Source organism: Acinetobacter sp. SA01, assembly GCF_011319235.1.
GTDB lineage: Bacteria > Pseudomonadota > Gammaproteobacteria > Pseudomonadales > Moraxellaceae > Acinetobacter.
On record NZ_WXXM01000005.1, the window covers coordinates 38567 to 64700 of the forward strand.

Here is a 26134-nt window from a genome sequence, read left to right on the forward strand (position 1 = left end):
CTATCTCAGACAAGTGCGGATGATTTCTTGTGTATCCAATTCTTGGATGGATTTTTAAAATTTTATTGCTTAATAATGAGAAAAATTAATGTGGAAAAACATTCGGATACTGTGTTTACTCATCATTTTATTGATTGTGGCAGTAAATGCTTACCGTGACCAGAATCAGGACTGGTCCAAACCCATTATTGTCATGCTGCATCCTGTCAATGCAGATGGACGAGCTGCGACTCAAAATTATATTCAATCGCTAAACTTGTCTGAGCTGAATGGGGCACAAGTATATCTCCAGCAGATGTCGGCACAGTATCGAGGACAGCCGATTGCCATTTACTTTCAGTTGGGTCGTGAGCTGAAACAATTACCCCCGAAAGTACCTGCACAGGCAACCATGCTGGATACCATTTTATGGAGCCTAAAATTCCGTTTTTATGCCTGGAAACAGCATGAAAGTACTGATGGTTCACCCAGCGTGACTTTATATTTAAATTATTATGATCCCCAAACAATTAAAGAATTAAAACACTCCACTGCTTTGCAAAAAGGGCGCATAGGTTCAGTCAATTTATTTGCATCTAAAAAACAGGCTGAACAAAACAAGATTGTATTGGTGCATGAATTACTGCATAGCTTTGGCGCAAGTGATAAGTATGATTTGTCCACAGGACAGCCTGCCTATCCGATTGGATATGCTTATCCAAACCAGCAGCCTTTATTTCCTCAAGCCAAAGCAGAGTTGATGGCAGGGCATATTCCAGTATCTGAACAAAAAAGCAAAATGCCAGATCGTTTGGAGCAGACTTTAATCAACGAGATTACCGCAATTGAATTGGGCTGGAAAAAATAACCCTTGGGGATAACGATGCTTTTATCCACAGCTGCGCATCGGGCTGTGGATTAAAATGCAGAGAAATAACAGACTTTTGACCGAAAATCAGCTAAAACTACAGGTATTCCTAAACAAAAGACTTGAGAAAAACATGAGAACAGTAGGAAATGATTTAGTTCGACATCAGCTGCATGAAAATCGAAAGTGGTATTTAGGTCTGGGCATTGTGCTGACCTTGTTTGCTCTTGTACTGCTTGCTTCACTGCCTTTTGCTACGCTTTCTGTGGTATTCCTGTTTGGCATACTGATGATGATTGGCGGTATTCTGCACTTTATTGCTGCTTTCAAAATTTTTGAAGGGGGGACCCGCTGGCTATGGGCCCTGTTTGGCGTTCTGTATCTGGTCGCTGGTTATTATGCTTTTAGCACACCTGTAAAAACCGCGATTGTATTGACCAATCTGTTGGCAATTGTATTGATCGTGGCCGGTATCATCCGTATTTTTAGTGCCATTATTTTTAAAGCCTATCAAGGTTGGGGCTGGATCTTATTTTCGGGCCTGTTAACCTTGGTGACCGGGATTATGATTTTAAAATCACCTGATGCTCCGTTCTGGGTACTGGGTCTGTTTCTGGCGATAGATGTTTTATTTCAGGGGATTAATTATTTGACTTTAGCATCTTATATCAAACGTGAAGTACCGCAAAGTTCGGCAGATGTATAACAGTGAAGTAGGAGAAAAGGGCGCATAGAGCGCTCTTTTTTATTGTATAAAGATTTATTGCTTTCATTTTTTGTTGATTATGCCTAAAACCTTTGTGCTTGCCCCCGATTCCTTTAAAGAAAGTATGACCGCCGAACAGGCCTGTCAGGCGATGCAGCGTGGCATTCAAAATGTATATCCAGATGCGGTGTGTATTTTGGTGCCCATGGCAGATGGTGGTGAGGGCACAGTAGAAGCTTTGGTTACTGCGCGACATGGTCGCAAAATCGCAATTGAAGTGTCAGGTCCATTTATTGATCAGAAAGTACAGACTTATTTTGGACTGATAGAAAATGATCAGACTGCTGTCATTGAAATGGCGATGGCAAATGGCATTCACCTGCTTGAAAAATCTAAGCGTAATCCTTTATTGACCAGTACCTTTGGTACGGGAGAAATGATCAAAGCAGCTTTGGACTGGGGCGTCGCTAAAATCATTATTGGTTTAGGTGGTAGTGTCACCAATGATGGCGGAAGTGGTATGGCACAGGCTTTGGGTGCAAAATTTCTCGATGCTACAGGCTGCGATGCTGCGGTAGGCGGTGGTCAGCTTGACCAGATTAAAAAGATTGATCTTTCCGGTTTGGATGCGCGTTTAGCACAAACAGAAATCATCATTGCCAGCGATGTGAATAATCCTTTATGTGGTGCAAATGGTGCATCTTATGTTTTTGGTCCACAGAAAGGGGCTACGCCTGAAATAGTCAAAACTCTGGATAACAACTTAAGTCATTTTGCTAAGCTTGTTGAGCAGCAACTTGGAATAGATTGTCGGGAGATTGCGGGTGCAGGTGCAGCAGGCGGTCTGGGCTTTGGTCTGATGGCTTTTGCCCATGCTTCTATTCAATCCGGTGTTGAACTGGTGATTGAAGAAACTCGACTGGCTGAAAAAATTGCTCAAGCCGATTATGTATTAACTGGTGAGGGAAAAATTGATTTTCAAACCAAATTTGGCAAAACGCCGTTTGGTGTGGCGCAGGTCGCGAAGCGATTGAATAAGCCTGTGATTGCTTTTGCTGGTGTAGTTGGCAATGGTATTGATGAACTATATGACTTGGGTTTTAGTCAAATTATCGGGATTAATCCACCTGAAATTTCAATGGAACATGCAATTGCACATGCTTCAATGTATTTGGAAGAAGCAGTTGAGCAATATGTAAGAAACTATAATTTTAATGAACTTATATTAAATAATTAAGACATCATCAAATTTGTGAAGTTCCGTCTCACTCAGGGAGAAGGCTAGGATGAGGGGAATTTTAAATAGTAACCTCTCCCTAACCCTCTCCTTAAAAAGAAGAGGGAATATAACGATGGGCATTTGATTGAGTACACACAGTATTCAGTTTTTGAAAAAATGCTTAAGGAATAAAAAATGAATCAAGGTGCATTACTCAGGTTTTACTAAAACCTCTGTTAAACTATTCATCTCCCTAGCACGATGAGACACCATGAGTTTAGCCACCCTGATTGATGAATTAAACCCGCAACAAAAACAGGCTGCCACGACTGAATCAAAGCACAGTCTGGTTCTTGCAGGGGCAGGTTGTGGCAAAACCAAAACCATTGTGGCTCGGGCAGCTTACCTGATTGATCAAGGCGTACCAGCCAATCAAATTCAAATTTTGACCTTTACCCGCCGTTCTGCTAGTGAAATTGTGGCACGGGTCGAATTGGCTTTGGGTGAGCAGGCCAAAGGTTTACGCGCATCCACCTTTCATACGTTTTGTATGTATCTGCTGCGCCGTATTCCGAAAGCTTTTGGTCTGGAACAGTTTTCGATTATCGACCGTGATGATCAGCTGATGATGTTCCGCTTAATTCGCGGTAAGGATGATAAAAAAAATCCGAATGCCTTGCCTAAGCCTCAACAGCTGTGTGACCTGTATTCCTTTGCCCGCAATACCCGACAAAAACTCAGTATTGCTTTAGAGAAACAGCATCCTGAATTTTTGGAATATAAAGATCAAATCGCGGACATTATGAAAGAGTATGAGGCACGAAAACGTGCGCGCAGCTTTCTGGATTATGACGATATTTTGGCGGTGGTAGCATCGGCACTGGCTCAATCTGAAGGCCTCAGTGATTATGTAGCCTCTATTTGTCAGCATATGTTAGTGGATGAAATGCAGGATACTAATCCGCTGCAATGGGCTCTACTCGAACCTTTAAAAGATAAAGTCAGTCTGTTCTGTGTGGGGGATGATGCCCAGTCGATTTACGGCTTCCGCGGGGCGGACTTTGAAAATATTCACCATTTTAAAGAACGCGTAGCGGATGCGCAGATTTTTAAACTGGAACAGAATTATCGCTCTACCCAGCAAATTTTAGACCTGTCTAACTGGTTGCTGGATCAGAGCCCAATCAAATATGACAAGCGTCTGGATGCACATCGTGGAGAGGGTATTAAACCGAAACTGCACATTTTTCCGAACGAGTTTGATGAAGCCAAATGGATTGCCATTGATATCAAAGAGCGGCATTTTCTGGAAGGCACGCCGTGGCATGATCATATGGTGCTGGTGCGTTCCAGTTTTGCCGCACGTCACATCGAAGCGGCCTTTATTCAGGCCAATGTGCCTTATCGCTTTATCGGTGGTATGAAACTGCTGGAAACTGCACATGTCAAAGACCTGCTCAGTTTGTTACGGGTGATTGCCAATCCTCTGGATGATATTGCCTGGATGCGTTTTCTGACCCTGTGGAATGGGGTAGGCGATGTTGGAGCCAGCAAGCTGGCGCAGCAATTATTGCAGCAGGACAATCCAGAACTGATTTTCGACAAACTGGAAAAATTTGGTCGCATTCCTGAAAAAACGCTGCTGATCATGAAGCAGATGTCGGTATTAAAAGATCAGGTGCAAGCTTGTGTTTCTTTAGGAATAGAAGCACTGGTCGAACAGCTGGAAGAAAACTACGCCAAGAAAGACTGGTCGAAACGCATGGGTGATTTTGATCTGGTCAAGCAGCTGGCCACCAAACATGACCAGCTGAGTGAATTTCTGGAAGAATATGTGCTCGATCCGGTATCGATCAGTGAAATTGAACGCCAGTCTGAAGATGATGTGGTGACGCTGATTACCATTCATTCGGCCAAAGGGACGGAACAGAAGATTTGCTATGTGGCCAATGTTTCTGCCGGACAATATCCACATGCACGTGCTCAGGGCAATTTTGACGAAGTTGAAGAAGAACGCCGGGTCTTGTATGTGGCTTTAACCCGGGCCAAAGATGAACTGATTTTAACCAAGCAAAATCTGAATCTCTGGGCGCGGGATCAGGTCGATGAACAGGGACGAAAAATTGAAAGCTATTTCCTGAATGACCTGACCCGCAACCTGTGCACGACCGAGACCCATTACAAGCCGCGTCAGCAAACCGTAAAAAGTGCCTTAATTGAGCGGCAATCGATTAATTTAGATTTTGGTATCGATCTCGATTAAACTATCTCAATATTGAAGTGCAAAAAGTAAGTAGGCGAGTGCTTTTTGGTTTTTTTAGCCTATTTAAAGGTCATCAGATGAAAATTTTAGTCCGTAATTTAGAACGTACAGTGACAGAAGCTGAATTGCTGGAATTGTTTAAGCAATATGGCACGGTAGAGTCATGCACCTTGGTTCTAGATGCTGCAACAGGTAAATCAAAGGGTTTTGCTTTTGTGGAAATGCCACATGGCCGTGAAGCGGTGAAAGCGATTAAAGGCTTAAATACCCTGCGTTTGCATGGACAGGGTATTCGGGTTAAGCAGGCTGAAGACAAGCCAGCAGCAGAATAAAAACTAAAAGGAGCCATGCTCCTTTTTTTATGGATAAAATAACTAGGCTTTGATCAGGTTGAATTGGTCGATTGAATCCCCATCTCTTGATCTGGAAGGATGTAAATTATTCTGCCTGAAATCATCCATGATCATTGAAGTGACACTCGATATCTCACTCATTGAAATGAATCTTCCACAATTTTTATTGTAATTTTTCTGAAAGACCGTTTAATCTTAACGGTGTAATCACGCCAAAACTTAGGAAATCACCATGTCTCGTGTTGCTCGCTTTCATGCCGATCGTACCAATCAGAAACTGTACTTTGCACGTCTTGCATGTCAACAAGCGGAACAAACCGACCATATTCAGCAGGCTCAGGCACATCGTGAAGCTGCGGTATTTCATTTGCATGGTGCAGTATTGGCATTTTTGCAAGAACTGGTTCGTTACTACCGTTTAAATGACTTTGCTCCGACCTTGAAATCGATTGAAGAACATATGGCAGACAAAGGACAGATTTCGCCTGAAGTGACTGTGATGCAGCAGTTGGCGAAACAGGGTTTTATTGCCGAGCTAAAACGTGCCTACCGTATGTGTCAATATGCACCGGAACCGAGTGCTCCAGAACCTGAAGATGAAACCTCTTCCAACCTGATTATTAAAGTGACTCAAACGCCTCAAGCCTGGCTGCCGGATACCAAGATTCTTCGTGAATGGCATCGTGACCTGACCCAGTTAATTGACGGGTTTCGTAATGAGATGGTTGAATTTTAAACTTTAGCACCGGTACTCTTGAAGTTTCTGTCATCGACCTTATATAAATAGTCTAAGTAATGCAAAGTGCAACAGCCCTTTGCCACCATGTTGAACATGGAGGATATATGTCTATAGAACATTTGAAAGAATTATTTGGTAGTCAAGAAGCGATTTTAGAACTTGTTCAACTTGAAGGTGGTGAGTTGGCATTGCGAAATGCAGGCTCTGAAAAAGAACCGCTAGTCAAGATTCAGTTTAATGATCAGGTCAAAGCGTTACTTGGTGATCAAACGCAGGTAATTGCCCAGCACATGATGCAGGCGGCTTTGTTTGCCATGATGGAAAAGCAGGTCAATGAATGGCAGGCTGAAATCGTGGATGAACAGCCGAAGTATCTGAGCTAAGCTTGTTTAAACCTAAAAAGCGCACTTTGGTGCGCTTTTTTATGGATTGAAGATTAGTGTGTCGGTGCCTGATGATGCGCAATCTGGATCTGGTTTAAAATATGGTTGGTCATGTTGATGGCCATTTCTTCTTTGGCAAAATAAACCTGACCGATATTTTCACGGCGAATCACTTCAGCTTCTTCCTTGCTTTCGGCACATACCAATACCTGAATTTGTGGATTCAAGGTTTTGGCAATGTCGACAATTTTATGGATATCCAGAATATCCATTGGAGACAGTACCAGCAGGCGTGCATGCTGGATATGCGCCTGAATGAGTACCCCGGCTTCGGTTGCGTGTCCGGATACCGCCGCAATGCCTTTGTCACGCAAACTTTCAACGATCTCACGGTTTTCCTCGGCAATTACCACTTTAATTTCTTGCTGCATTAAGGCTTTGGTAATGCGGCGTCCCACCTCACCATGACCAACAATCACCACCTGATCACGCAAGTATTCTTGTGAGACTTCATCTGGCAACATCGACAGCGGGTCACCACTACGTTCAAGCAAGCGGGCCAAATGTGAGCGTTCACGAATCCAGTTTTGTACCGGTTCAATGGCAGAGAACACAAATGAATTTAGGGTAATCGAGATAAGCGCGCCGGCTAAAATCAGGTTTTGTCCTTCTAAAGACAATAGATTTAGTGAAACGCCTAAGGTCGCCAAAATAAAAGAAAATTCGCCAATTTGTGCAAGGCTGGCACCCACTGTTAAAGCAGTGTTAATTGGATAACGGAAGAACAGTACCAGTGCCATTGCTGCGATGGTCTTGCCAACCATAATAATCGCCACTACGGCCAGAACATGCCAGGGTTGCTGCACTAAAATCATGGGATCAAACAGCATCCCCACCGAGACAAAGAATAAAATCGAGAAAATTTCACGTAAGGGTAAAGTTTCTTCTTCGGCACGATGGCTGAAATCGGACTCTTTGACCACCATCCCGGCGAAGAATGCACCAAGAGCCATAGACACGCCAAAAACCTTATAAGCACCAAAGGCAATGGATACAGCTGCTGCCACTACGGTCAAGGTAAACAGTTCACGTGATCCCAGACGTGCAACGATCTGCATAATCCAGGGTACCAGACGTTTACCCACAATCAGCATAAAGGCAATAAAGCCGGCTACTTTCAATAGGGTGACAGCTAAAGTCATCCAGATATTGGCATTTGGGTCTGAGCCGGAAATTGCTGTTCCACCCAGTAAAACTGCAGTGGCAGGTAGCAGTACCAGTACCAGCACCATGACCAGATCTTCAACCAATAACCAGCCCACGGCAATCTTGCCATTTACAGAGTTGATCAGACCTTGGTCTGCCAAGGCTTTCAGGAGGACCACGGTACTGGCACAGGACAGGCTTAGACCAAACACCAGTGCCGAGCCAAAACTCCAGCCCCAGATCATCGTTACGCCTATACCAAGCAAGGTTGCTACAGCAATTTGCAGAACTGCACCTGGTAAGGCAATACGGCGTACCTGCATCAGGTCGGTTAAGGAAAAGTGCATCCCGACACCAAACATCAGGAACATGACCCCAAGTTCAGCCAGCTGGTTGGCAAGGTGGATATCGCCCACAATGCCTGGTGTATTCGGGCTAATCACAATACCCGCAACTAAATAGCCAATCAGGGGAGGAAGACGAATACGTGCAGCAATATAGCCAAAAATGAGTGCCAGTCCAAAGCCAACGGCAAGTAATATAATCAGATCTACATCATGAGGCACTAAAGACTCCTTAAGCTTGAGCCAAAGTTAAGGGTAAAAAAGAATAAGCACAAAAAATGCCAAAAAAGAATGCCTAGAAGTGTAACAAGTCGGGTAAAAAAAATGCAAAAAAAAACGACCCGGAAGGGCCGTTTTTTTCAAGAAGTCAAAATTATTTAATTTTAGCTTCTTTGAAGATTACGTGTTGACGGATTTTTGGATCAAATTTTTTGATTTCCATTTTTTCCGGCATAGTACGTTTGTTCTTAGTCGTAGTATAGAAATAACCTGTACCAGCTGAAGAAACTAGGCGAATTTTATCACGCATTGTACTGACTCCTTAGATCTTTTGACCTTGAGCACGAAGATCAGCAACAACCTTTTCAATGCCCAATTTGTCGATAATACGCATACCCTTAGTGGTTAAACGAATACGTACGAAACGTTTTTCGCTTTCTAACCAGAAACGGTGGTGATGCAGGTTCGGCTCGAACCGGCGTTTGGTTTTGTTATTGGCGTGCGAGACATTGTTTCCAACGACTGGACGCTTGCCGGTAACTTGGCAAACCTTAGACATGGTGAACTCCATTGCTAGACAGCACCGATTGTGCGGCTAGTCATTAAAAGTAAACGGATGAAATCATTCAAGGGGCGTTTTATACCAAAAATACGCTTAAAAGACAAGCGAATTTAAGAAAAACGCGGCATGATCATGTGTGATAGATCATGCCTTGATCAGTTATCGAAGAAGGGTCTTGGAAATCAGTTTGTGAATCGGCTTGTTAAACGGCGGGAGAATGAATTTTAAGCTATACAGCTTTGGATTAGACATTACTGACCGTTCATGCGACAAACTGAAGAAACCTTCTGGACCATGATATTTGCCCATACCTGAAGCACCGACCCCACCAAAAGGTAAGTCATCCTGTGCTACATGGGTTAATACCATATTCTGTCCGAAATGCCCTGAATGAGTATGCTGTGCGACATAGTCGGCACGCGCCTGATCAAAGTCGAAATAGTATAATGCAAGTGGACGAGGACGGCTATTAATAAAGTCAATCACATCGTCAATTTGATCATATTCCAGAATAGGAAGGATCGGACCAAAAATTTCTTCTTTCATAATCCGCATTTCCGTTGTGACCCCAGTCACGACGGTTGGCGCAATTTTCCGAACCTTGCTTAAATCTTCATGTGCCGGATTTAATTCAATAATTTTAGCGCCATGGGTACGGGCATCTTCCAGATAGCCCTGCAGGCGGTTGTATTGTTTGTCATTAATAATCGAGGTGTAATCCTGATTGTATTCAATACTCGGATACATCTCTTCCACACAGGCTTTAAAATGTTCAACAAATTCGGCGGTTTTACCTTTAGGCAGGAACATATAGTCCGGTGCCACACAGGTTTGACCTGAATTCCACAGTTTACCTGCAGCCAGGCGCTGTGCCACATCTTGCAAATCAATAGAAGGATGAACCAGTACCGGTGATTTGCCGCCCAGTTCTAAAATTACCGGCACCAGGTTTTCTGCAGCTGCTGCCATTACGGTTTTACCAATTTCGGTTGAACCGGTAAAAACAATTTTATCAAAGCCTAAATGGCTAAAAGCATCGGAAACTGGTCCGCCACCATTAATCACCGCAACCAGTTCGGTCGGAAATGCTTCACCCAAGGCTTTTTCCAAGGCACGACCAAAATGGCTGGAGGCACTGGAAATCTTGATCATGGCATGGTTACCGGCGGCAATTGCACAAATGAGTGGACCAACCGACAACAATAATGGGTAGTTCCATGGAGCAATAATCCCGATCACACCCAAGGGTTGATATTGCACCCATGCTTTTGCTGGCTGATGGATAATTCCAACATGACGTTTCGAAGGTTTCATCCAGCCGGTCAAATGCTTGCTATAATATCTGATCTGTTCAAGGCAGGTGAGTAGTTCACCGATTTTGGTTTCACCAATAGAACGGTTACCATAGTCTTGATTAATTGCTTCAGCAAATTGATCTTGATATTTAACTAAGATACGCTTGAGGCGTGCTAAACGGTCAATCCGCTCTTTTGCCGATGGAAAGGAATGACGCAGGTAAGCGTGTTTTTGCTGTTCTAGTACGTCGTGTAAGTGCTGAATATTAAACGAATGTGGTGTCATTGAAGTTGTTTTTGTCTGACTGTTCATGACCTGCTACCATTGAATAAAAAGCGATTAATTTAATTTTTAGAGTAAAAACTCTAAATAGTCAAGTTACTTTATGTGTTAGTTCGCTAACCTATTGAATGAATGGTTACTTTAGGATGTCTCACTCCAAAACGGTGAAAACCAAAGAACGTATTTTACAGCTCAGCTTACAGTTATTTAATGAACGCGGTGAGCGTTCGGTAACAACCAATCATATTGCAGCTGAACTGAATATGAGCCCGGGTAATTTGTATTACCATTTTCGCAATAAAAACGAAATCATCAAAGAGTTAATGGAGCAGTATCAAGGCGAAACTCTGGAGATGCTGGCATTGCCTGATGATCGTCCGCTTGATGCCAACGATAAAATTCGTTATTTTCAGGTGCTGAGCAGCCAGCTTTGGGCCTATCGTTTTCTGCATCGTGATGTTTATCACTTGGTTGAAAATAACGAAGATTTTCGAAAAATGTATCCACGCTTTGCCGGACAGGTGATGCAGCAGGGGCAAAAAATCTATAAAGCTTTCGTGAATGCGGGCTTAATGGAAATGACAGATTCAGAAATTGAAGCCCTGATTATTAACTTGTGGATTGTTTTGACTAACTGGACCAACTTCCTGTACATGTCGGGTCATATTACCGATTCGAACCATCTGGAAGAAAAGTGGGTGTGGCAGGCATTGCGTCAAATGGTATTTCTGGAAGGGGCTTATCTGCGTGGTGAAAGCCGTCAAACCTATGAACATTTACTTGAAACGCTTGGCCCTTCAGAGCTTTTTGAAAGTTTATCGTCCAGTAAAAAACATGATGCAGGCTAGCCTATTTAGAAAGCCTAAAAAAAGCGTTAGAATACTCGGCTTGTTTTTCAATTTAACTGATTAGTGATATTAACCAACATGAATATGTCCACTGCTAACACGGCACGTTTACTGATTACTTGTGAAGATAAACCAGGGATCGTGCAAGCTGTTTCGAGCTTTTTGTATCATCAGGGAGCAAATATTACCGCACTTGATCAATACGCGACTGAAGCTCAGGGCGGACGTTATTTCATGCGTGTTGAATTTGAACTGGAAAATTTGCAAAGCCGTAAAGAAAGTTTAACCCAGACTTTTGCCACCAATGTAGCGGAACGCTATGACATGCACTGGCGTCTGGCACTGGTCAGTGATGTGAAAAAAGTCGGGATTCTGGTTTCTAAAGTAGATCATGCTTTGCTTGAGCTGTTATGGCGTCATGCGCGTGGCGGTTTACCATGTGAAATTACCAAAGTGGTTTCAAACCATGACACCTTGCGTGAAGCGGTAGAAAACTTTGGTATTCCATTTGAAGTGGTGCCGGTGAATAAAGAAAATAAACGTGAAGCCTATGCCAAAATTGATGAAATCATGCAGGGCAACGATTTACTGATTCTTGCACGTTATATGCAAATTCTGGATGAAGAATTCGTGCAAAAGTGGGAAATGAAAATCATCAACATCCACCATTCTTTCTTGCCAGCCTTTGTTGGTGCGAACCCGTATAAACAGGCCTATGATAAAGGGGTGAAACTGATTGGTGCAACAGCGCATTATGTGACTGCTGACCTCGATCAGGGTCCGATCATTGAACAGGATGTGGAACGCGTGAATCATGATTTCACCGTTGATCAGCTGCGTGAACTTGGACAAGATGTGGAACGAAATGTTTTGGCCCGTGCAGTGAAATGGCATCTGGAAGACCGTATTATTGTCGATGGCAATAAAACCGTAGTCTTCCAATAAAACAACATTGACTAATTTTTAAAGAAAGGCGTACTTTAAGTATGCCTTTCTTATTTTTGATTCAAAAAACTCATCAAAACTTACGATTTAATAGTTGCAAATGAAAACACTTCTCATTTATTATTGACATGCTTTAATTGTACTAACCGATGAGCCTGATTGCTGAAATCTTTATAGATCTACAATCGCTTAAATTAGGTAACTGATTTTAATGAGTCAATCCTCCGCTCTAAAGATGCAAACTCCCAATCCAATGAAAAAGAAAATGATCACTGCCTTGCTTGCGGTGGTGGTGGGTCACATGGGCGTGTTGTGGGCGGTAGGGCACATGAAAACTCCGGAACTGAAACCGATTGAAAAAGAACCGTTAAAGGTGCGTTTTGTAAAAATTCAAGAGCCAGTAAAACCGCTACCACCGAAGCCTAAAGCGGAACCGAAAAAGGAACCTCCAAAACCAAAAGAAGTAAAACAAGTTGAAATTGTAAAAAAACAGCTTCCACCCCCACCGAAAAAGGTAGAAAAGGTTCAACAAGTTAAAAAAGCAGAAACACCGAAACCCGTGATCAAACCGGTGGAAGTACCATCCAAACCGACAGTAACGACCACAATTTCTGAAACCAAAGTGGTGAAACCGGTTCCGGTGACACCTCCACCAGCGCCAGTTACACCGCCTGCACCGGTTGCGCCTCCTGCACCGCCATCACCAAAAAATGTTGTGATTGGTGGTTCAGGCGTGCAATGGAGCCGTTCGCCAAAACCATCCTATAGCAATAGCGATTTGGAAGGTCAAACGCGGAATGCCATAGTGTATATTGAAGCGAATGAAAAAGGGGTGATTACCTCGGTGCGCATGGTACGTTCGACCGGTGTTCCTGCTTTAGATGAAAAGATTTTACGCTCTGTGCGTAGTTCCAAATTCAAACCGTACAAAGAAAATGGTGTGGCTTATCCAATCAAGGCTAACCTCCCATTACTATTGACCTTGAATCCACGCGGCTAACATTTATTAGGAGTTCGAGTATGAACTTTTCAGTTTATTGGCAACATGCTGATGCAGTGAGTAAAACCCTGTATTTCGTGTTATTGGCAATGTCGATTGCGACATGGACCATCTTCATTTTACGTATAATGGGGACTCGCCAACTGAAACAACAAGCTTATGCTCAACTTTCTCAAGCGTTAAGCAAGTTAAAAGCAAAATTTTCAGCTTTGAATTTTGAACAACGTAAAGCGGTCGCTGAACAGGCCTTGTTGCGTCAAATTTCAGCTGAAAAATCCAATGCTGAAAAAGGTGTGGCAGTTTTGGGTACCATTGCTTCACTGGCACCGTTTGTAGGTTTGTTTGGTACGGTTTGGGGTATTTTCCACGCGCTGGTTGCAGTAGGTAAGAGTGGGCAGGCAGGCTTAGCTCAAGTGGCGACACCTGTTGGTGAAGCCTTGATTATGACCGGTCTGGGTTTGGCTGTCGCGATTCCTGCAGTACTGGCTTATAACATGTGTACCCGTGCCAATCGAAGTTTGTCACACGAGTTACAAGATCAGGCACACAGTTTGTTGATTGATACCATGTTGCAACAGGACAGTGCAGCTCAGGTAGAAACTAAAGCAGCAACAAACAATCTGGTGGGAGGTCAGGCTTAATGGGCTTTCAATTGGGCGAAGACAACGATGTAGGTATGAATGAGATGAACCTCATTCCACTGATCGATATTATGTTGGTATTGATGATCATCTTCCTGGTGACAGCAACCGTTGCTAACCCGTCAATTCCATTAACCTTACCTAAAACAACAGCAGATATTACGGATTTGCCGCCTAAAAACGTCACCATCAGTATTAATGCCAGTGGAGAGGTTGCCTGGAATGGCAAGGTGCTCACGCTTGATGAATTGCAGATGAAATTTAACCAAGCAGGTCAGGAACAGCGTCAGCCAACCATTATTTTGAAAGCAGATAAAGAATCACGTTATGATACGGTTGCACAAGTGATGTCTCGTGCGAGCGAAGCCGGGCTCAGCGATATTGCCTTTGCGACTGATAACTAATTTGATCCTTAAAAAAAAGCGACCTTTAATAAGGTCGCTTTTTTTATGGCTAGAATTTTCTACACAGTCGCTTATTCCGGTTTCAGCAGGTCCTGAAACTTGCTGCGCAATTTCATTAATTTCGGAGGGATGGTGAAATTGCAATAGCCTTGCGCAGGATTGCGGGCAAAGAAATTCTGGTGATAGTCTTCGGCAGGGTAGAATTGCGGTGCAGGGCTTAGCTCAGTCACAATATTGAGACCTTCTGCTTTCAGGGCATCAATTGTGTGTTGTGCCTGCTGTTGCTGTTCATCATTAAAATAATAAATCACAGAACGATATTGAGTGCCGATGTCATTACCTTGACGGTTTAAGGTCGTTGGATCATGCGTGGTAAAAAAGACATCTAACAGCTGAGCGAAGCTTATTTGCGTTTCATCATAATCAATCAGGATGACTTCGGCATGGTTGGTATCGCCACGGCAAATATCATCATAACTGGGATGTTCAGTATGGCCACCAGCATAACCACTGACCACTTTTTCCACACCTTTTAACTGTAAAAAAACGGTTTCGACACACCAGAAGCATCCACCACCGAATAAGGCCTGTTGCATAGTTTGATCCTGTATTTGCTTATTGTTTTTAATATAGAGGCTTTCTATGAAGCTAAAATGTATTGAAACATTTTAAACACAAAAGCCTGAGCTTTCAGGCTTTTATTTGAGCAGTTTAACGTGGTTGTACCGGACTGGTAAATTGCAGCAGCACGTTGCCGTAGCGATCAAGCAATTTAAGCGTTTTCCCGAAAACCTGATAGTGGGCTACTTTAGCCAAGGCTGCATTAAATTGTTCAGACGGATTGTTATTGTCCTGACAGGCCATTTTAGTCCCTGCCATTTGACTGAGCACCAGGGTATCCCGACCCGCTGCATAGCTGCCCATAATACGATTGCAACCATCAGCACCGCTGATACGTTTAGTTATGGCATCAAATTGTAAACTTGGAATATTGTGTGCAGTCGGTGCTGTTTTGATTGCTGTATTGCCAATATGGGTGGCAATCCAGCTACGGTTTTGCAGTTGCACTAAATTGGCAGTTTCAATGGTAGCAGATGCACTTGGTGTGGTTTCACAACCTGTCAAAGCAATAGCAGTGCCCAGTATGCCAATAGCAAATATTTTTTTTAACATATTGGAGTTCTCATTTTTGGTTTAACTTGGAGTCTATATAAACAAAAAAACAGGCTTTTCACTAGGATTAAATGGATGTTTTTTATATTTTTAATTTTGAAATTCAGCTGATTCGTCTGTTATCGTTGCAGGGATGCCCTGACGAATCAGACGTGAGTATTGTGTGCTGGAGATATTCTTTAACTGGCTGACGCGCGGGTTAATGTAGGCAATCTCATACCACTGTTTCATGCTTAAGTCATGGGAAATGGCATTCAAATCATAGAGGTAATTGGGTAAATATCCTGAAGCCAGTAGGCGGTAATCTGCAGGGAAAGGTCTTTTAGATATTGCCTGTACCATGTCAAATACCAGAGTGGTGCAGTTACTGGTTAGGCTGTTATACCATTTGGGCTGATGTTTTAATTCATTGGCTTTATGCAGATATTCTTCAAACAGGGCACGTATTTCACTTTTTGGCATATTAATTGGAAAAAAATAGACCTGTTCGCCACGAATATTGCTGCGGGTATAAATCAGATCCTTTTCATCTGCTGCGATCAGACTGAGTTCGTATTTTCTGAAGAAACCGCCATACGTGGAAAATTCTTCATTTTTCTGTTTGCGAATTTCAATTGAAAAGGTCAGCGGCGGGCTGTTGGCAAAATCGAAACTGACCAGCGTATGGGCAATGCGTGGTCCCATCCAGTACGATGTAATGATATTTACACCGTTAATCTGGTTTAAATCAAACTGCCGGGTTTCCCAACGTTCATCATAACTGCCATCCGCATGCCAGTTAAAATGACGCACATTGTGCAGTGTAACCAGATTATCCTGTTGCTCATAAGACAGTATTTGGGCAACTTCCGGATTCCACTCACGATCCTGTCTGGCTTGCAAACCAAAATACCAGGATAAGCCGACAAGAAAGAACAGAACATAGATCAGAACATCAGTCTGACGGTTCAAAACATATTGGGTGATATAAATACTGAGTATGCTTAAGGCAAAGGCGATCCAGATGCCGATCAGTACACGGGTGACTAAGCCGCCAAAGGGTTGCTGAAACCATAAGGCCAGACACAGCCAAATAGAGGACATAATAACGAACAGACCGAACGCAGTGTGGAGTAGCACCATGCCCAAGGCAAGAAGGAATTCTCTTGTTCCAGTATTATGCATATTTGACTGTTATCTATAATTATTGCCTTTATTTTCTGTAAGTTGCGAACTCAAAAGCAATCCCGGTTTTGTCGTCAATATGTTGTTCTGAGGCGACCTTTTTAAATTCAGCTGGAATTTCCGGATAGTAGGCATCGCCTTGAACGTCCAGTTCAACATGGGTCAGCTCTAAACGGTCGGCAATGTTCATGGTCTGTTTAAAGATTTCACCGCCGCCAATCACAAAGATTGATTCAGGTTTTTCTGATGCTTTAACATCAGTAACGGCTTGAGCCAAGGCATCTTCAATCGAGTAGGCTACTTTGGTGCCTTCAAATGACCAGTTGCTGTCACGGGTAATGACCCAGTTGACCCGTCTTGGCAAAGTGCGGCCCATAGACTCTAAGGTCTTGCGTCCCATGACCACCACACCACCTTGGGTGATTTCCTTAAAGTGTTTGAGGTCAGCTGAAATGTGCCAAGGCAGGTTATTATTTTTGCCAATGCAGCGCTGTTGATCCATGGCCACAACATGCACCACTTCTAAATTTTGGAAGGTCATAAAGTTCGCCTTATCTGATTATATTCCCGGATTTTTTTATTCAAATCCCCCCTTTTAAAGGAGGGATTTAGGGGGGTTAGGAGTTTAGGTGGAATGATGAATGAGAAAAAATTAAACCGCTACTGGTGCTTTAATGCCGGGATGCGATTCATAGCCGACAATTTCAATATCTTCAAATTTAAACGCGAAGATATCTTTAATTTCTGGATTCAGTTTCAATTGGCAAAGCGGCAAAGGTTCACGGCTAAGTTGTAATTGAGCCTGTTCAAAATGGTTCACATATAAGTGCGTGTCGCCACCGGTCCAGACAAAGTCGCCTACACCTAAACCGCAAACTTGCGCAATCATGTGTGTGAGCAGGGCATAGCTGGCGATATTAAATGGAACGCCTAGAAACACGTCGGCACTACGCTGATACAACTGGCAGGATAGCTTGCCGTCCTGTACAAAAAACTGGAACAGGGTATGGCAAGGTGGCAGGGCAACCGTTCCCGCTTCTTTCGGATTCCAGCCTGACACAATTAAACGGCGTGAATTGGGATTGGTTTTAATTTCGTTGATCAGCCATGTGATCTGGTCAAAACCATCCTGTTCATATAAACCATTTTCTTTTTTGGTTGCGCCAAAATTACGCCACTGATGACCATAAACCGGCCCCAATTCACCTTCAGGACGGCCAAAACGCGCCGTTTGTTCTGCAGTAGCCCATTCATCCCAAATCGTGACTTTATTGTCTTGCAGATATTTAACGTTGGTATCGCCTTTGAGAAACCACAACAGTTCAATCACGATGGAACGGAAGTGTACTTTTTTAGTGGTCAATAAAGGAAAACCTTGAGAAAGATCAAAGCGCATTTGGTGACCGAATACTGAACGCGTACCTGTACCTGTGCGGTCGCCTTTGTCGCCACCGTTGTCAAGGATGTGTTGTAAAAGGTCTAAATATTGACGCATGTCTCTCTCATAATATTGTGAATTTCTTGTGGCACATATTAGCCTTTTTTTACAGGTGAGGAAACTGTATCCATTGAGGGGGAAAGCAAGTTTAAATTATGGTGATAATTTTTATAAATAAATGATTTATATGTTTTTTGTTGGTGTTTGCAAAGTGGTATAAATCCTAAGGCCTAATCTTGGCGGTGTTTAATTAAAAATTATAAGGGTAAGGAAAATGGATTACATTTTATTGAATGTATTTTTCCCGGGCTTGATAAAAAATCTGATAGGTCTGCCAATAGCTAAGAATAAAAACATGGGTTCATCACTTAAATGAAGTAAAGCATGTGTGGAGAAAGCAATACACGATCTGCTAAATGCCAGATGGTGTATTTATTCTGTTCAATCCCAGCAATTTATCAATTGAAAATCCGGATTTCAATGACAGCGCAATGTGGATGGAGTGAGGATAAAATAAATTTATCAGCAGTATTGGATGATAAAAAACTACAAAAAATAGTCAGTTAACTCACTTATCGGTAATTTATTTATATTTAATTACATTTGTTATATGAAAAATCACATTTTAGGGGTTACCATCTTGCCGTCGAAATGAGTGAAAAGCCGGTAGTGTCAGGCTTAGGAGTGTTTGGTAAAGAATGGTTTATGATCATAATGTAAACATGAGTGAAGTTCATGCTCCTGTTCAGGCAAACATCATAATTCGTTCCCAATCGGGTAAAAATTCGAAAAAATCTTCAGAATTTCAGACTGGGCAGGCCATAGCTAAAAAGAATGTGCTTGCAAAGAATGGCCAGCGAATTGATATCAGTAAATTCACCGATTTCTTGCAGTCCGTTTCTTCAACCAGCAGTTCACAAAAATGTGCCAAAAGTATCAGACTTGCTTTGGAGTCGGCGGGTGCAAGATTTCAAAGTCATCCCGTCGCTGCGGCAGACTGGGGAAATACCTTGATGAAAATTGGTTATCGAGAAATTAATCCTAAGTTCGATGCCCCGAAAGAAGGTGATATTTATATTATTGATCGAACCGGCAAGCATGTGTATGGACATATTGCAGGATTTAACGGCAAGCAATGGGTATCTGACTTTAAGCAAAGAAGTTATGATGTTTATAATGAAAAAGGCCTGACCTATAAATATTACCGCCCGAGTTTTTAATTTTTAAAAAGTTAAAAATAGCCAAACAGAACATTTTCTCAGAAATTTTTCTGAAATAAAAAAGATGCCCAAATGGCATCTTTTTTATTTCACTTTTAACTTAAGGCAACGGTTTGACTGGACTGCCGCCTAAAGCCTGCATCAAGGTGACATATGCATTGTATTGGCTCTGTTTGGTTTGAACCAAAGACAAACGGGCATTACGTGTGGTTTCCTGCGCATCGAGCAGGTTTTTCAAGGCAATGGCACCATTGCGGTAACGTACTTCAGTTAGACGCTCGGTTTTCTCTGCAAGCTGTACATTGCGCTCTTGCAGAGCCACCTGTTTGTTTAATTCGGTACGGGCAGACAGGACATTTTCTACATCTGCAAAGGCCTGATACAGGTTTTGACGGTACTGGACAATCGCTTTTTCATAATCTAGGTTACTGATCGCCAGATCTTTTTTCATGTCGTTATATTGCAGGAAAGGCAGGCTGAGATTGGCACCCAAAGTTAATACCGGATTTTGCAAGAGACTGGTTAAAGATGTGCTGGAAGAGCCCAGGTTTCCGGTCAGGTTAATGGAAGGATAATAACTGGCTTTGGTGGCATCTTTAGTGGCAAGTGCCTTGCGTAAACGCAGTTCACTGGCTTGTAAATCCGGACGACGTGACAACAGCTCTGCTGGCAAACCTGCAGAAATAGCCGGTAGGGTAATACGCGGTAAACGTTGCGGTTCGGCAATATTGAGCTGCTGTATAGGTTGATGCATCAACGCTGCTAATGCTGTTCGGGTTTCGACTTTCTGCTGTTCAATCTGACTTAAGGTCGCTTTTTGGCTTTGCACCGATTGTTCCGCTGAGGTTAAGTCCAGACCGGAAACCGCGCCGGCACGATATTGGCTGCGCACCAGCTCAAAGATTTTTTGCGTACTGGCCAGGTTTTGTCCGGCAATTTGATAGCGTTCATTTAAGTAACCCAACTGCCAGTATAAATTTGCCGTAGTGGCAATCAGGCTTTGTGCGGTAGCTTGCAAGTCCTGTTCAGTCGCTAAAGCTTCCCATCTGCTGGCTTCGGTTTGACGAGCCAGCTTTCCGAACAGGTCCATTTCATAACTCACGCTGCCACTTAAAGACAGGCCACGTGAAGCATCATCACCGGAATTCAGATCAACGGTATGTCCAGCGGAAACACTGGAGTTGACCCGAGGACCTTGCTGGTTTTTCGCCAAACCGGCCTGTAAACGTGCCTGCTGCAAATTAATGCCGGCAACCACTAGATCGCTATTGCTGGTTAAAACCTGATTGACCAGCTGGTTCAGCTGCGCATCGCCAAATAAGGTCCACCATTGATCGGCATAGACATCGGCATGCACCTGCTGACTGAGTGCTTTGCTATTCTGGAAGCTGCCTGGAATATTCACGGCAGGCTGTTCGTACGGTGTTTTTACCACCGCGGCACAACCAACCAGTGAGCCAGTTAAAATAAGGCTAGCAATAAGTTTGGTAAAATTCATTTGCATTCTAGGTATCCTTATTCGCGAGAAAGTGCATCGACAGGATTGAGCTGTGCGGCATTACGGGCAGGGATAAAGCCGAAGATAATCCCGATCATGCTGGAACAGACAAAAGCAGCCACGATCGAGGTGGTGGAATAGGCCATCTGGAAGGTATCGCCAGCAAAATGGCTAAACAGCTGTCCAATGCCTAAAGATAAAAGCACCCCCAAGATTCCGCCTAAAATACAGACCAGTACCGCCTCAATCAGGAACTGCTGTAAGATGTCACTTTGCCGTGCACCGACGGCCATACGCACGCCAATTTCCTGAGTGCGTTCAGTTACAGAGACCAGCATGATGTTCATGACCCCAATACCGCCGACAATCAAGGAAATTACTGCAATTGCAGACACCAACAAGGTCATGGTTTGCGTGGTTTGCTGAATGGTTTCACGGATACTGTCTGCATTCTGGGTAAACACATCCTGTGCGCCGTGACGTTGTACCAATAAATTTAAAATGGCATTTTCAGCTGCCGCACTTGGGTATTCGTCTTTGACCCGGACAATGATGCTACGTACATTCGCCTGTCCTAACATACGGCTCATTACTGTGGAGTAGGGTAGGTAAACATTCAGGCTGTCTGAATTACCCATCATCGATTTTTGTGCTTCAACTACGCCAATAATACGACTGGGAACACTGCCCAACAGAATGACCTGACCGACAGGATCGGTACCATCAAAAAACGTCTTTTGGGTATTGTCATCAATCACCACGTCCTGAGCACGTTCAGTCACGCCTTCTTTGTCAAAAGGCTGTCCTGAGGCAAAGTTCATCCCTCTAACATAGAAAAAGTCTTCACTGACACCATTCACTGTGGCAGAAGCTTCGGTATCTTTAAAACGGGCAGTGACGCTGCTATTAACTGAAGGACTGACCCCATCGACATAGGGCTGTTCGGCCAAGGCATCAGCATCGGCAGGAACCAGGGTTTTAGCCTGGGAAGTTTTGGAGTTATCCCCAAATCCACGGCCTTGATAGACGGTAATGGTATTGGTGCCGAGGCTACTGATATTTTCCAGAATCTTTTTTTGTGAACCATTGCCCAGTGCGACTACAGATACCACCGATGCAATCCCGATAATGATCCCAAGCATGGTCAGGAAGGTCCGCATACGGTGGGCGTTCATGGCCAGTAAGGCCATGTGGAAAGCTTCGCCTAGCCGGTCCGCCGCAGAGCGCCAAGAAGATGTTTTTTTCTGTGCAGTTTGTTCTAAGATCTGTTTTTCCAAAACCTCATCTGCGGTAACTTCAGGCACATTCGGTTTATCTGAAATAATGTTACCGTCACTAATTTCAATAATACGCGAGGCATTTTTAGCCACGTTATGATCGTGGGTAACGAGGATGATGGTATGACCTTTGGCATTCAGCTCGCGCAAAATACGCATCACCTCAATACCACTATTTTTATCCAGTGCACCGGTCGGTTCATCGGCCAGAATCACGTCACCGCCGTTCATCAAGGCACGTGCGATGGAAACACGCTGCTGCTGGCCACCGGAAAGTTGACTGGGGCGGTTTTGGGTCTTTTCAGCCAATCCCAGGTCCGAAAGCAGCTGGGTTGAACGTTGCTGACGGGCAGAGGCATCGACACCTGCATAAATGGCCGGAACTTCTACGTTAGCTGCCGCGCTTAAATCGCCCAACAGGTGATAACGCTGGAAAATAAAACCGAAATATTCCCGGCGCAATTGTGCCAGTTCATCTGCTTCCAATTGACGTGTTTCACGCCCTTTGACCTGATAGCTACCTGAGGTTGGTTGATCCAGACATCCCAAAATATTCATCAGGGTGGATTTGCCCGAACCGGACTGTCCGACAATGGCGACCAGTTCTCCCGGGTAAATCTCAAGATTAATGCCCTTTAAAATCTGAATGGTGCTTTCCCCAGCGGGGAATTCACGAGTCAGGTCTGTGACCTTGAGCAAAGGCTGTTGATCTTGACTCATCATTACATTCTCACTGGACCGGCACCACCACCTACACGGTTACTGCGTTTGGCAGCATCATTTGAGGTATCGGAAGCATCTGCAATTACGACTTGGTCACCTTGTTTCAAGCCTTTAATCACTTGAGCAGTGACACGGTTGTTCAGGCCGACCAAGACAGGTTGCGGTTTTGCAGTACCGTCAGCCTGCACTACACGGACCATCGACATGGAAGCCTTGCCTTGTTCAATCAGTGATTTTTCTTTCGCAGACAGTTGCAAGCGTTTGGGACTGTCAGTTTTAGCTTGATCATGATCAGTCTGATTTTGTTGTTTTACCTGGTCTGCATTACGATCAGCACGTTTGCCTTGAGGGCGATTTGAACTTTGTAAGGCTGCTGCTGGGATGGTTAACACATTCTTTGCTTCAGCCAGGACTATATACACTTGCGCAGTCATATCAATACGCAGTTTGCCATCTTCATTGGGTACATCAAACAGGGCGTTGTAATACACAGCCGTGTTTGATGATGAAGTGGATGAGTTATTGCTTTCTGTATTGATAGAGTTCGGTGCCGGTTCTACCTGGCGTAGTTTGGCATAATGTTTTTTATCGCTATTGCCCAAGGTGGTGAAATATACGGTTTGACCTTCTTCAACTTTCATCACATCAGCTTCCGAAATTTCAGCTTTAATCGTCATGTTGTCGAGCTTGGCCAGTTTGACAATGGTCGGTGCACTTTGATTGGCGTTAACGGTTTGACCTTCTTCAGTCACAATTGCCACGATGGTGCCATCCATAGGTGCAACAATCCGGGTGTAGCCCAAGTCTTCTTTCGCTGTTGCCAGGGTTAAGCGTGACTGTTCAATCTGGGCATTAATGGCCAAAATTTCCGCTTGGGCAGTTTTATAGCTGGCCAATGCAGCCTCAAGTTCTGCACGAGAAGTTGCATCTTGCGCATACATGGCTTGCTGGCGTTGATATTCCGCTTGGACTTTAGCCAAGTTTGCCTGTTTGACTGCCAGTTGAGCCTGCTGGTTTTTAATGCTTGCTTCAGCCGTTTTCAGGTCATTTTCCTGACGAATCGAATCAATTTGCGCAATCAGCTGACCCTGTTTCACCTGGTCACCCAATTGCACATACATTTTTTTCACCTGACCTGAAACCTGCGCCCCGACGCTGACCATTTTGGTGGCTTCAAGTACACCGGTTGCAAGTACAGAGTCTTCAATATCGCCACGCGTGACTTCACTGCTAATGTATTGCGGCGCTTGTTCTTTTGGTTTTAAAAAGAACCAGGCGGTGACCGCAATAACAAGAATACTGACTATGGCGACAACTATTTTAGACGGTTTTATTTTTGGCATAGTGAGCTGATAAATGAGGAAAATTGCAGCAATTATAAAAGCTAAATAAGGATAAAACGTGAACTTTTTAAAAACAAATGAGAATTATTTTCTTTTTGAAGTTCTCTTGAAAATTTACTAAACAGAGAGTTGATTTCTTTTTAACAAAACTTTTAGCATGAATGAATAGAGGAGAGAAATTTTATTAAATTTCGATTCCATCAATTTTCTAAAAGATGGTTTTTAGCCTGATGCTTGAGTTTTTCAAAATGCTGCTGAGAAAGTGGAATGTCGTTCACTGAATCCGTGGTATCAAGATGCATTCGATTTTAGTCGAATGATAATGGATTTATTTAATGATTTTTATTTAAATAGCTTTTTCGTGCTGAAGATGTTGATTTCTTTTTACCTTCACTCTCCTGAATTTCAAACTGGTAGACATAATTTAAAAAATCTTTGTTTTATCTCTAGATTTAAATAAAAAAAGTTTGTAGTATTAAATCCATAAAATAATTATGGGTTTAATAATAAGAGCATTAATCCCCATAATTATGCGAAAAAGATCATAACTTTAATATGAAAATTTGTAAGGGGTAAGTGATGGAATGGAATGAAACCTATAATATTGGGATTGATGTGATTGATAATCAGCATCGTCAGATCTTGGATTATATTAATGCGTTGGAGCAGGTGAAAAACACGGGGCAGCGCGATAAAATTAAAGAGGTTTTGGAGGATTTAATTGACTACACCCAGTCGCATTTTAGCTTTGAAGAAAATTTGCTGGAACAAGTCAGTTATCAATACTTACCATCACATCGTGGTATCCATGACTTATTTGTAAAACGTCTGAATGATTACCGCCTGAAATTTGAAAAAGGTGAATCCATTGAAAAAGACTTGTATCGTCTGCTGTCCAAGTGGCTGATCAACCATATTCAGCATGATGATCAGGATTATGTCGATGCAGTGCGAGACAATATGTTGAGCTATCTACGTAAACAAGAAGAGAAAAAAGGCAAAAGCTGGTTTTCACGTTTCTTTAGTTAGGCGCTTGGCGATAAAAATAAGGTTTGACCACACATGCTGCTAATTGCTTGCAGAACCAGATGTTCGGGGTTTTCTTTGCCTAAACCTTTTATTGAAGCATCAATGCGTAACAATAGGGATGGCCAAGTCAGGAAACAGTTCGGATTGAGCCGTCTTAAGGCTTGTTGATATTGGCTAACTTTATTTTTCCAGATGCCCAACTGTAAGGCATTGTGTGGCTGTTCAAAAAGTTGCATCAGTAATCGCATTTCTTTGCTGATGCTCCACAAGATCAGGCTCATCGGTTCACCCGAGGCAATTAAATACTGGAAAATTTTAATTGCCTGAGCCAGATTGCCTGCAAGCAGGGCATCATTTAAATCATAAGTGGTGTAGCGCGACTGATCTTGTAGACATGAATACAAATGCTCAATCTGGATGATCTCTACATCGGCAAAAGTATCGCTGACGCGCATGAGGCTGTTTTTTGCAGCCAGCAGATTGTGCTCGTGGTGCTGTTCCAGCCAGGCCCAAGCATCAGGGGCCAGTTTAATGCCCAGCTTTTCGGCCTCAATACTTAAAATCCGTTGCCGGTCTTGCGGATAATTGGCCGCAAGTGACACTGTCACGCCATTGGCATCCACCACCTGAAAAAAACTGGATTTTAGGCTGCTGCTGTCCTGTTTCGGCATTACCACCAATAGCAGGTTTTGTTCATTATGCTGGATATAGCTTTTCAGTTGCTTGATGCCATTGGCATCGGGCTTGATATTGCCATGTACTTCAACAGCCAGTTGTGTGGAAAACAAGGACAGGCTGTTTAAAGCGTTAAAGACATTTTTCCAGTCACTGACATTGCCAATATCATAACGCTGACGTTCAATTTCCTGTTTTTGCCAACTTTGCCGGAAAGCATCAAGTAAATTTTGTTCGAGCAGAGGTTCCTGACCATACATAATCCAGGCACCGCGAGCTTCATCAACACGTTTGAGTGCTTGGGGATAGTCAAGTTTCATAGCGCTATTTTCTATAT

27 protein-coding genes are annotated in these 26134 nt (G+C 43.3%); 14 read left to right on the forward strand and 13 right to left on the reverse strand.

Annotation, left to right across the window (positions count from 1 at the left end):
• Positions 1-88 precede the first annotated feature (88 nt).
• The 7 genes from GTU69_RS06600 to GTU69_RS06630 all read left to right on the forward strand — a co-directional run bounded on the left by GTU69_RS06600 (position 89) and on the right by GTU69_RS06630 (position 6510).
• Positions 89-847 carry a hypothetical protein gene (locus GTU69_RS06600; protein ID WP_166169171.1) on the forward strand — a complete coding sequence of 253 codons (759 nt, stop codon included), beginning with the start codon at positions 89-91 and terminating at the stop codon, positions 845-847.
• 133 nt (positions 848-980) lie between these two features.
• Positions 981-1553, forward strand: a complete 573-nt coding sequence (locus GTU69_RS06605; protein WP_166169173.1) for an HdeD family acid-resistance protein — start codon at positions 981-983, stop codon at positions 1551-1553.
• A gap of 79 nt (positions 1554-1632) precedes the next feature.
• Positions 1633-2790 (forward strand): glycerate kinase, encoded by a 1158-nt coding sequence (locus GTU69_RS06610; RefSeq protein WP_166169175.1) that lies wholly within the window; start codon positions 1633-1635, stop codon positions 2788-2790.
• A 253-nt stretch (positions 2791-3043) separates the two neighbouring features.
• Positions 3044-5035: an ATP-dependent helicase gene (locus tag GTU69_RS06615; RefSeq protein ID WP_166169177.1), complete on the forward strand. Its 1992-nt coding sequence runs from the start codon at positions 3044-3046 to the stop codon at positions 5033-5035.
• A gap of 77 nt (positions 5036-5112) precedes the next feature.
• Positions 5113-5367 carry an RNA-binding protein gene (locus tag GTU69_RS06620; protein WP_166169179.1) on the forward strand — a complete coding sequence of 85 codons (255 nt, stop codon included), beginning with the start codon at positions 5113-5115 and terminating at the stop codon, positions 5365-5367.
• A 253-nt stretch (positions 5368-5620) separates the two neighbouring features.
• Positions 5621-6124, forward strand: coding sequence for a DUF6586 family protein (locus tag GTU69_RS06625; protein ID WP_166169181.1), 504 nt, complete (start codon positions 5621-5623; stop codon positions 6122-6124).
• A 107-nt stretch (positions 6125-6231) separates the two neighbouring features.
• A complete protein-coding gene (locus GTU69_RS06630) occupies positions 6232-6510 on the forward strand; it encodes a hypothetical protein (RefSeq protein ID WP_166169183.1) in 279 nt (92 codons plus the stop codon).
• 53 nt (positions 6511-6563) lie between these two features.
• Here the strand turns inward: GTU69_RS06630 and GTU69_RS06635 are convergent, their stop codons facing one another.
• The 4 genes from GTU69_RS06635 to GTU69_RS06650 form a co-directional block, all read right to left on the reverse strand.
• Positions 6564-8282: a cation:proton antiporter gene (locus GTU69_RS06635; RefSeq protein ID WP_166169185.1), complete on the reverse strand. Its 1719-nt coding sequence runs from the start codon at positions 8280-8282 to the stop codon at positions 6564-6566.
• A gap of 151 nt (positions 8283-8433) precedes the next feature.
• Entirely contained in the window at positions 8434-8589 is a 156-nt protein-coding gene (gene rpmG, locus GTU69_RS06640; RefSeq protein WP_001205031.1) for a 50S ribosomal protein L33, read from the reverse strand.
• Positions 8590-8601: 12 nt separating this feature from the next.
• Complete coding sequence (gene rpmB / locus GTU69_RS06645) at positions 8602-8838, reverse strand: 50S ribosomal protein L28 (RefSeq protein ID WP_086195334.1); 237 nt, start codon at positions 8836-8838, stop codon at positions 8602-8604.
• Between the two features lie 162 nt (positions 8839-9000).
• Positions 9001-10449 carry a coniferyl aldehyde dehydrogenase gene (locus tag GTU69_RS06650; RefSeq protein WP_166169187.1) on the reverse strand — a complete coding sequence of 483 codons (1449 nt, stop codon included), beginning with the start codon at positions 10447-10449 and terminating at the stop codon, positions 9001-9003.
• Between the two features lie 116 nt (positions 10450-10565).
• Here GTU69_RS06650 and GTU69_RS06655 point away from each other — a divergent pair, with 116 nt between their 5' ends.
• The 5 genes from GTU69_RS06655 to GTU69_RS06675 all read left to right on the forward strand — a co-directional run bounded on the left by GTU69_RS06655 (position 10566) and on the right by GTU69_RS06675 (position 14257).
• On the forward strand, positions 10566-11267 hold the full coding sequence (locus GTU69_RS06655; protein WP_086195336.1) for a TetR/AcrR family transcriptional regulator: 702 nt from the start codon (positions 10566-10568) through the stop codon (positions 11265-11267).
• 78 nt (positions 11268-11345) lie between these two features.
• Positions 11346-12212 (forward strand): formyltetrahydrofolate deformylase, encoded by an 867-nt coding sequence (purU, locus tag GTU69_RS06660; protein ID WP_166169189.1) that lies wholly within the window; start codon positions 11346-11348, stop codon positions 12210-12212.
• Between the two features lie 211 nt (positions 12213-12423).
• The gene (locus GTU69_RS06665) at positions 12424-13212 is read left to right on the forward strand and encodes a TonB family protein (RefSeq protein ID WP_166169191.1); all 789 of its coding nucleotides are present in this window, start codon (positions 12424-12426) and stop codon (positions 13210-13212) included.
• Between the two features lie 20 nt (positions 13213-13232).
• Positions 13233-13853, forward strand: a complete 621-nt coding sequence (locus tag GTU69_RS06670; RefSeq protein WP_166169193.1) for a MotA/TolQ/ExbB proton channel family protein — start codon at positions 13233-13235, stop codon at positions 13851-13853.
• Entirely contained in the window at positions 13853-14257 is a 405-nt protein-coding gene (locus GTU69_RS06675; protein ID WP_166169195.1) for a biopolymer transporter ExbD, read from the forward strand. Before GTU69_RS06670 ends, GTU69_RS06675 begins: the two co-directional genes overlap by 1 nt.
• Before the next feature lie 71 nt (positions 14258-14328).
• Here GTU69_RS06675 and msrA read toward each other — a convergent pair whose 3' ends face one another.
• From msrA to thyA, 5 genes are all read right to left on the reverse strand, one after another.
• Positions 14329-14853: a peptide-methionine (S)-S-oxide reductase MsrA gene (gene msrA, locus GTU69_RS06680; RefSeq protein WP_166169197.1), complete on the reverse strand. Its 525-nt coding sequence runs from the start codon at positions 14851-14853 to the stop codon at positions 14329-14331.
• Between the two features lie 115 nt (positions 14854-14968).
• Entirely contained in the window at positions 14969-15430 is a 462-nt protein-coding gene (locus GTU69_RS06685; protein WP_166169199.1) for an META domain-containing protein, read from the reverse strand.
• Positions 15431-15520: 90 nt separating this feature from the next.
• Complete coding sequence (locus GTU69_RS06690; protein ID WP_166169201.1) at positions 15521-16594, reverse strand: DUF4105 domain-containing protein; 1074 nt, start codon at positions 16592-16594, stop codon at positions 15521-15523.
• A gap of 28 nt (positions 16595-16622) precedes the next feature.
• Positions 16623-17135: a dihydrofolate reductase gene (locus tag GTU69_RS06695; RefSeq protein ID WP_166169203.1), complete on the reverse strand. Its 513-nt coding sequence runs from the start codon at positions 17133-17135 to the stop codon at positions 16623-16625.
• A gap of 111 nt (positions 17136-17246) precedes the next feature.
• The gene (gene thyA, locus GTU69_RS06700; protein WP_086195345.1) at positions 17247-18089 is read right to left on the reverse strand and encodes a thymidylate synthase; all 843 of its coding nucleotides are present in this window, start codon (positions 18087-18089) and stop codon (positions 17247-17249) included.
• A gap of 641 nt (positions 18090-18730) precedes the next feature.
• On the opposite strand from thyA, the gene GTU69_RS06705 reads away from it, so the two are divergent.
• A complete protein-coding gene (locus tag GTU69_RS06705; RefSeq protein ID WP_166169205.1) occupies positions 18731-19252 on the forward strand; it encodes a CHAP domain-containing protein in 522 nt (173 codons plus the stop codon).
• A gap of 100 nt (positions 19253-19352) precedes the next feature.
• Here GTU69_RS06705 and GTU69_RS06710 read toward each other — a convergent pair whose 3' ends face one another.
• The 3 genes from GTU69_RS06710 to GTU69_RS06720 are packed head-to-tail and all read right to left on the reverse strand — an operon-like array spanning position 19353 to position 24093.
• Positions 19353-20756 carry an efflux transporter outer membrane subunit gene (locus GTU69_RS06710; RefSeq protein WP_166169207.1) on the reverse strand — a complete coding sequence of 468 codons (1404 nt, stop codon included), beginning with the start codon at positions 20754-20756 and terminating at the stop codon, positions 19353-19355.
• An 11-nt stretch (positions 20757-20767) separates the two neighbouring features.
• Entirely contained in the window at positions 20768-22747 is a 1980-nt protein-coding gene (locus tag GTU69_RS06715) for a MacB family efflux pump subunit (RefSeq protein ID WP_166169392.1), read from the reverse strand.
• A 2-nt stretch (positions 22748-22749) separates the two neighbouring features.
• Positions 22750-24093 (reverse strand): MacA family efflux pump subunit, encoded by a 1344-nt coding sequence (locus tag GTU69_RS06720; RefSeq protein WP_166169209.1) that lies wholly within the window; start codon positions 24091-24093, stop codon positions 22750-22752.
• Positions 24094-24672: 579 nt separating this feature from the next.
• Here GTU69_RS06720 and GTU69_RS06725 point away from each other — a divergent pair.
• A complete protein-coding gene (locus tag GTU69_RS06725; RefSeq protein WP_166169211.1) occupies positions 24673-25122 on the forward strand; it encodes a bacteriohemerythrin in 450 nt (149 codons plus the stop codon).
• Here GTU69_RS06725 and holA read toward each other — a convergent pair.
• Entirely contained in the window at positions 25119-26117 is a 999-nt protein-coding gene (gene holA, locus GTU69_RS06730) for a DNA polymerase III subunit delta (RefSeq protein ID WP_166169213.1), read from the reverse strand. The two genes, GTU69_RS06725 and holA, sit on opposite strands and share 4 nt — an antisense overlap.
• Positions 26118-26134 lie beyond the last annotated feature (17 nt).

Coding starts and splice junctions, on each gene's coding strand:
- GTU69_RS06600 (WP_166169171.1), top strand. CDS start 89: ATGTGGAAAAACATTCGGATACTGTGTTTACTCATCATTTTATTGATT.
- GTU69_RS06605 (WP_166169173.1), top strand. CDS start 981: ATGAGAACAGTAGGAAATGATTTAGTTCGACATCAGCTGCATGAAAAT.
- GTU69_RS06610 (WP_166169175.1), top strand. CDS start 1,633: ATGCCTAAAACCTTTGTGCTTGCCCCCGATTCCTTTAAAGAAAGTATG.
- GTU69_RS06615 (WP_166169177.1), top strand. CDS start 3,044: ATGAGTTTAGCCACCCTGATTGATGAATTAAACCCGCAACAAAAACAG.
- GTU69_RS06620 (WP_166169179.1), top strand. CDS start 5,113: ATGAAAATTTTAGTCCGTAATTTAGAACGTACAGTGACAGAAGCTGAA.
- GTU69_RS06625 (WP_166169181.1), top strand. CDS start 5,621: ATGTCTCGTGTTGCTCGCTTTCATGCCGATCGTACCAATCAGAAACTG.
- GTU69_RS06630 (WP_166169183.1), top strand. CDS start 6,232: ATGTCTATAGAACATTTGAAAGAATTATTTGGTAGTCAAGAAGCGATT.
- rpmG (WP_001205031.1), bottom strand. CDS start 8,589: ATGCGTGATAAAATTCGCCTAGTTTCTTCAGCTGGTACAGGTTATTTC.
- rpmB (WP_086195334.1), bottom strand. CDS start 8,838: ATGTCTAAGGTTTGCCAAGTTACCGGCAAGCGTCCAGTCGTTGGAAAC.
- GTU69_RS06650 (WP_166169187.1), bottom strand. CDS start 10,449: ATGAACAGTCAGACAAAAACAACTTCAATGACACCACATTCGTTTAAT.
- GTU69_RS06655 (WP_086195336.1), top strand. CDS start 10,566: ATGTCTCACTCCAAAACGGTGAAAACCAAAGAACGTATTTTACAGCTC.
- purU (WP_166169189.1), top strand. CDS start 11,346: ATGAATATGTCCACTGCTAACACGGCACGTTTACTGATTACTTGTGAA.
- GTU69_RS06665 (WP_166169191.1), top strand. CDS start 12,424: ATGAGTCAATCCTCCGCTCTAAAGATGCAAACTCCCAATCCAATGAAA.
- GTU69_RS06670 (WP_166169193.1), top strand. CDS start 13,233: ATGAACTTTTCAGTTTATTGGCAACATGCTGATGCAGTGAGTAAAACC.
- GTU69_RS06675 (WP_166169195.1), top strand. CDS start 13,853: ATGGGCTTTCAATTGGGCGAAGACAACGATGTAGGTATGAATGAGATG.
- msrA (WP_166169197.1), bottom strand. CDS start 14,853: ATGCAACAGGCCTTATTCGGTGGTGGATGCTTCTGGTGTGTCGAAACC.
- GTU69_RS06685 (WP_166169199.1), bottom strand. CDS start 15,430: ATGTTAAAAAAAATATTTGCTATTGGCATACTGGGCACTGCTATTGCT.
- GTU69_RS06690 (WP_166169201.1), bottom strand. CDS start 16,594: ATGCATAATACTGGAACAAGAGAATTCCTTCTTGCCTTGGGCATGGTG.
- GTU69_RS06695 (WP_166169203.1), bottom strand. CDS start 17,135: ATGACCTTCCAAAATTTAGAAGTGGTGCATGTTGTGGCCATGGATCAA.
- thyA (WP_086195345.1), bottom strand. CDS start 18,089: ATGCGTCAATATTTAGACCTTTTACAACACATCCTTGACAACGGTGGC.
- GTU69_RS06705 (WP_166169205.1), top strand. CDS start 18,731: ATGGTTTATGATCATAATGTAAACATGAGTGAAGTTCATGCTCCTGTT.
- GTU69_RS06710 (WP_166169207.1), bottom strand. CDS start 20,756: ATGCAAATGAATTTTACCAAACTTATTGCTAGCCTTATTTTAACTGGC.
- GTU69_RS06715 (WP_166169392.1), bottom strand. CDS start 22,747: ATGAGTCAAGATCAACAGCCTTTGCTCAAGGTCACAGACCTGACTCGT.
- GTU69_RS06720 (WP_166169209.1), bottom strand. CDS start 24,093: ATGCCAAAAATAAAACCGTCTAAAATAGTTGTCGCCATAGTCAGTATT.
- GTU69_RS06725 (WP_166169211.1), top strand. CDS start 24,673: ATGGAATGGAATGAAACCTATAATATTGGGATTGATGTGATTGATAAT.
- holA (WP_166169213.1), bottom strand. CDS start 26,117: ATGAAACTTGACTATCCCCAAGCACTCAAACGTGTTGATGAAGCTCGC.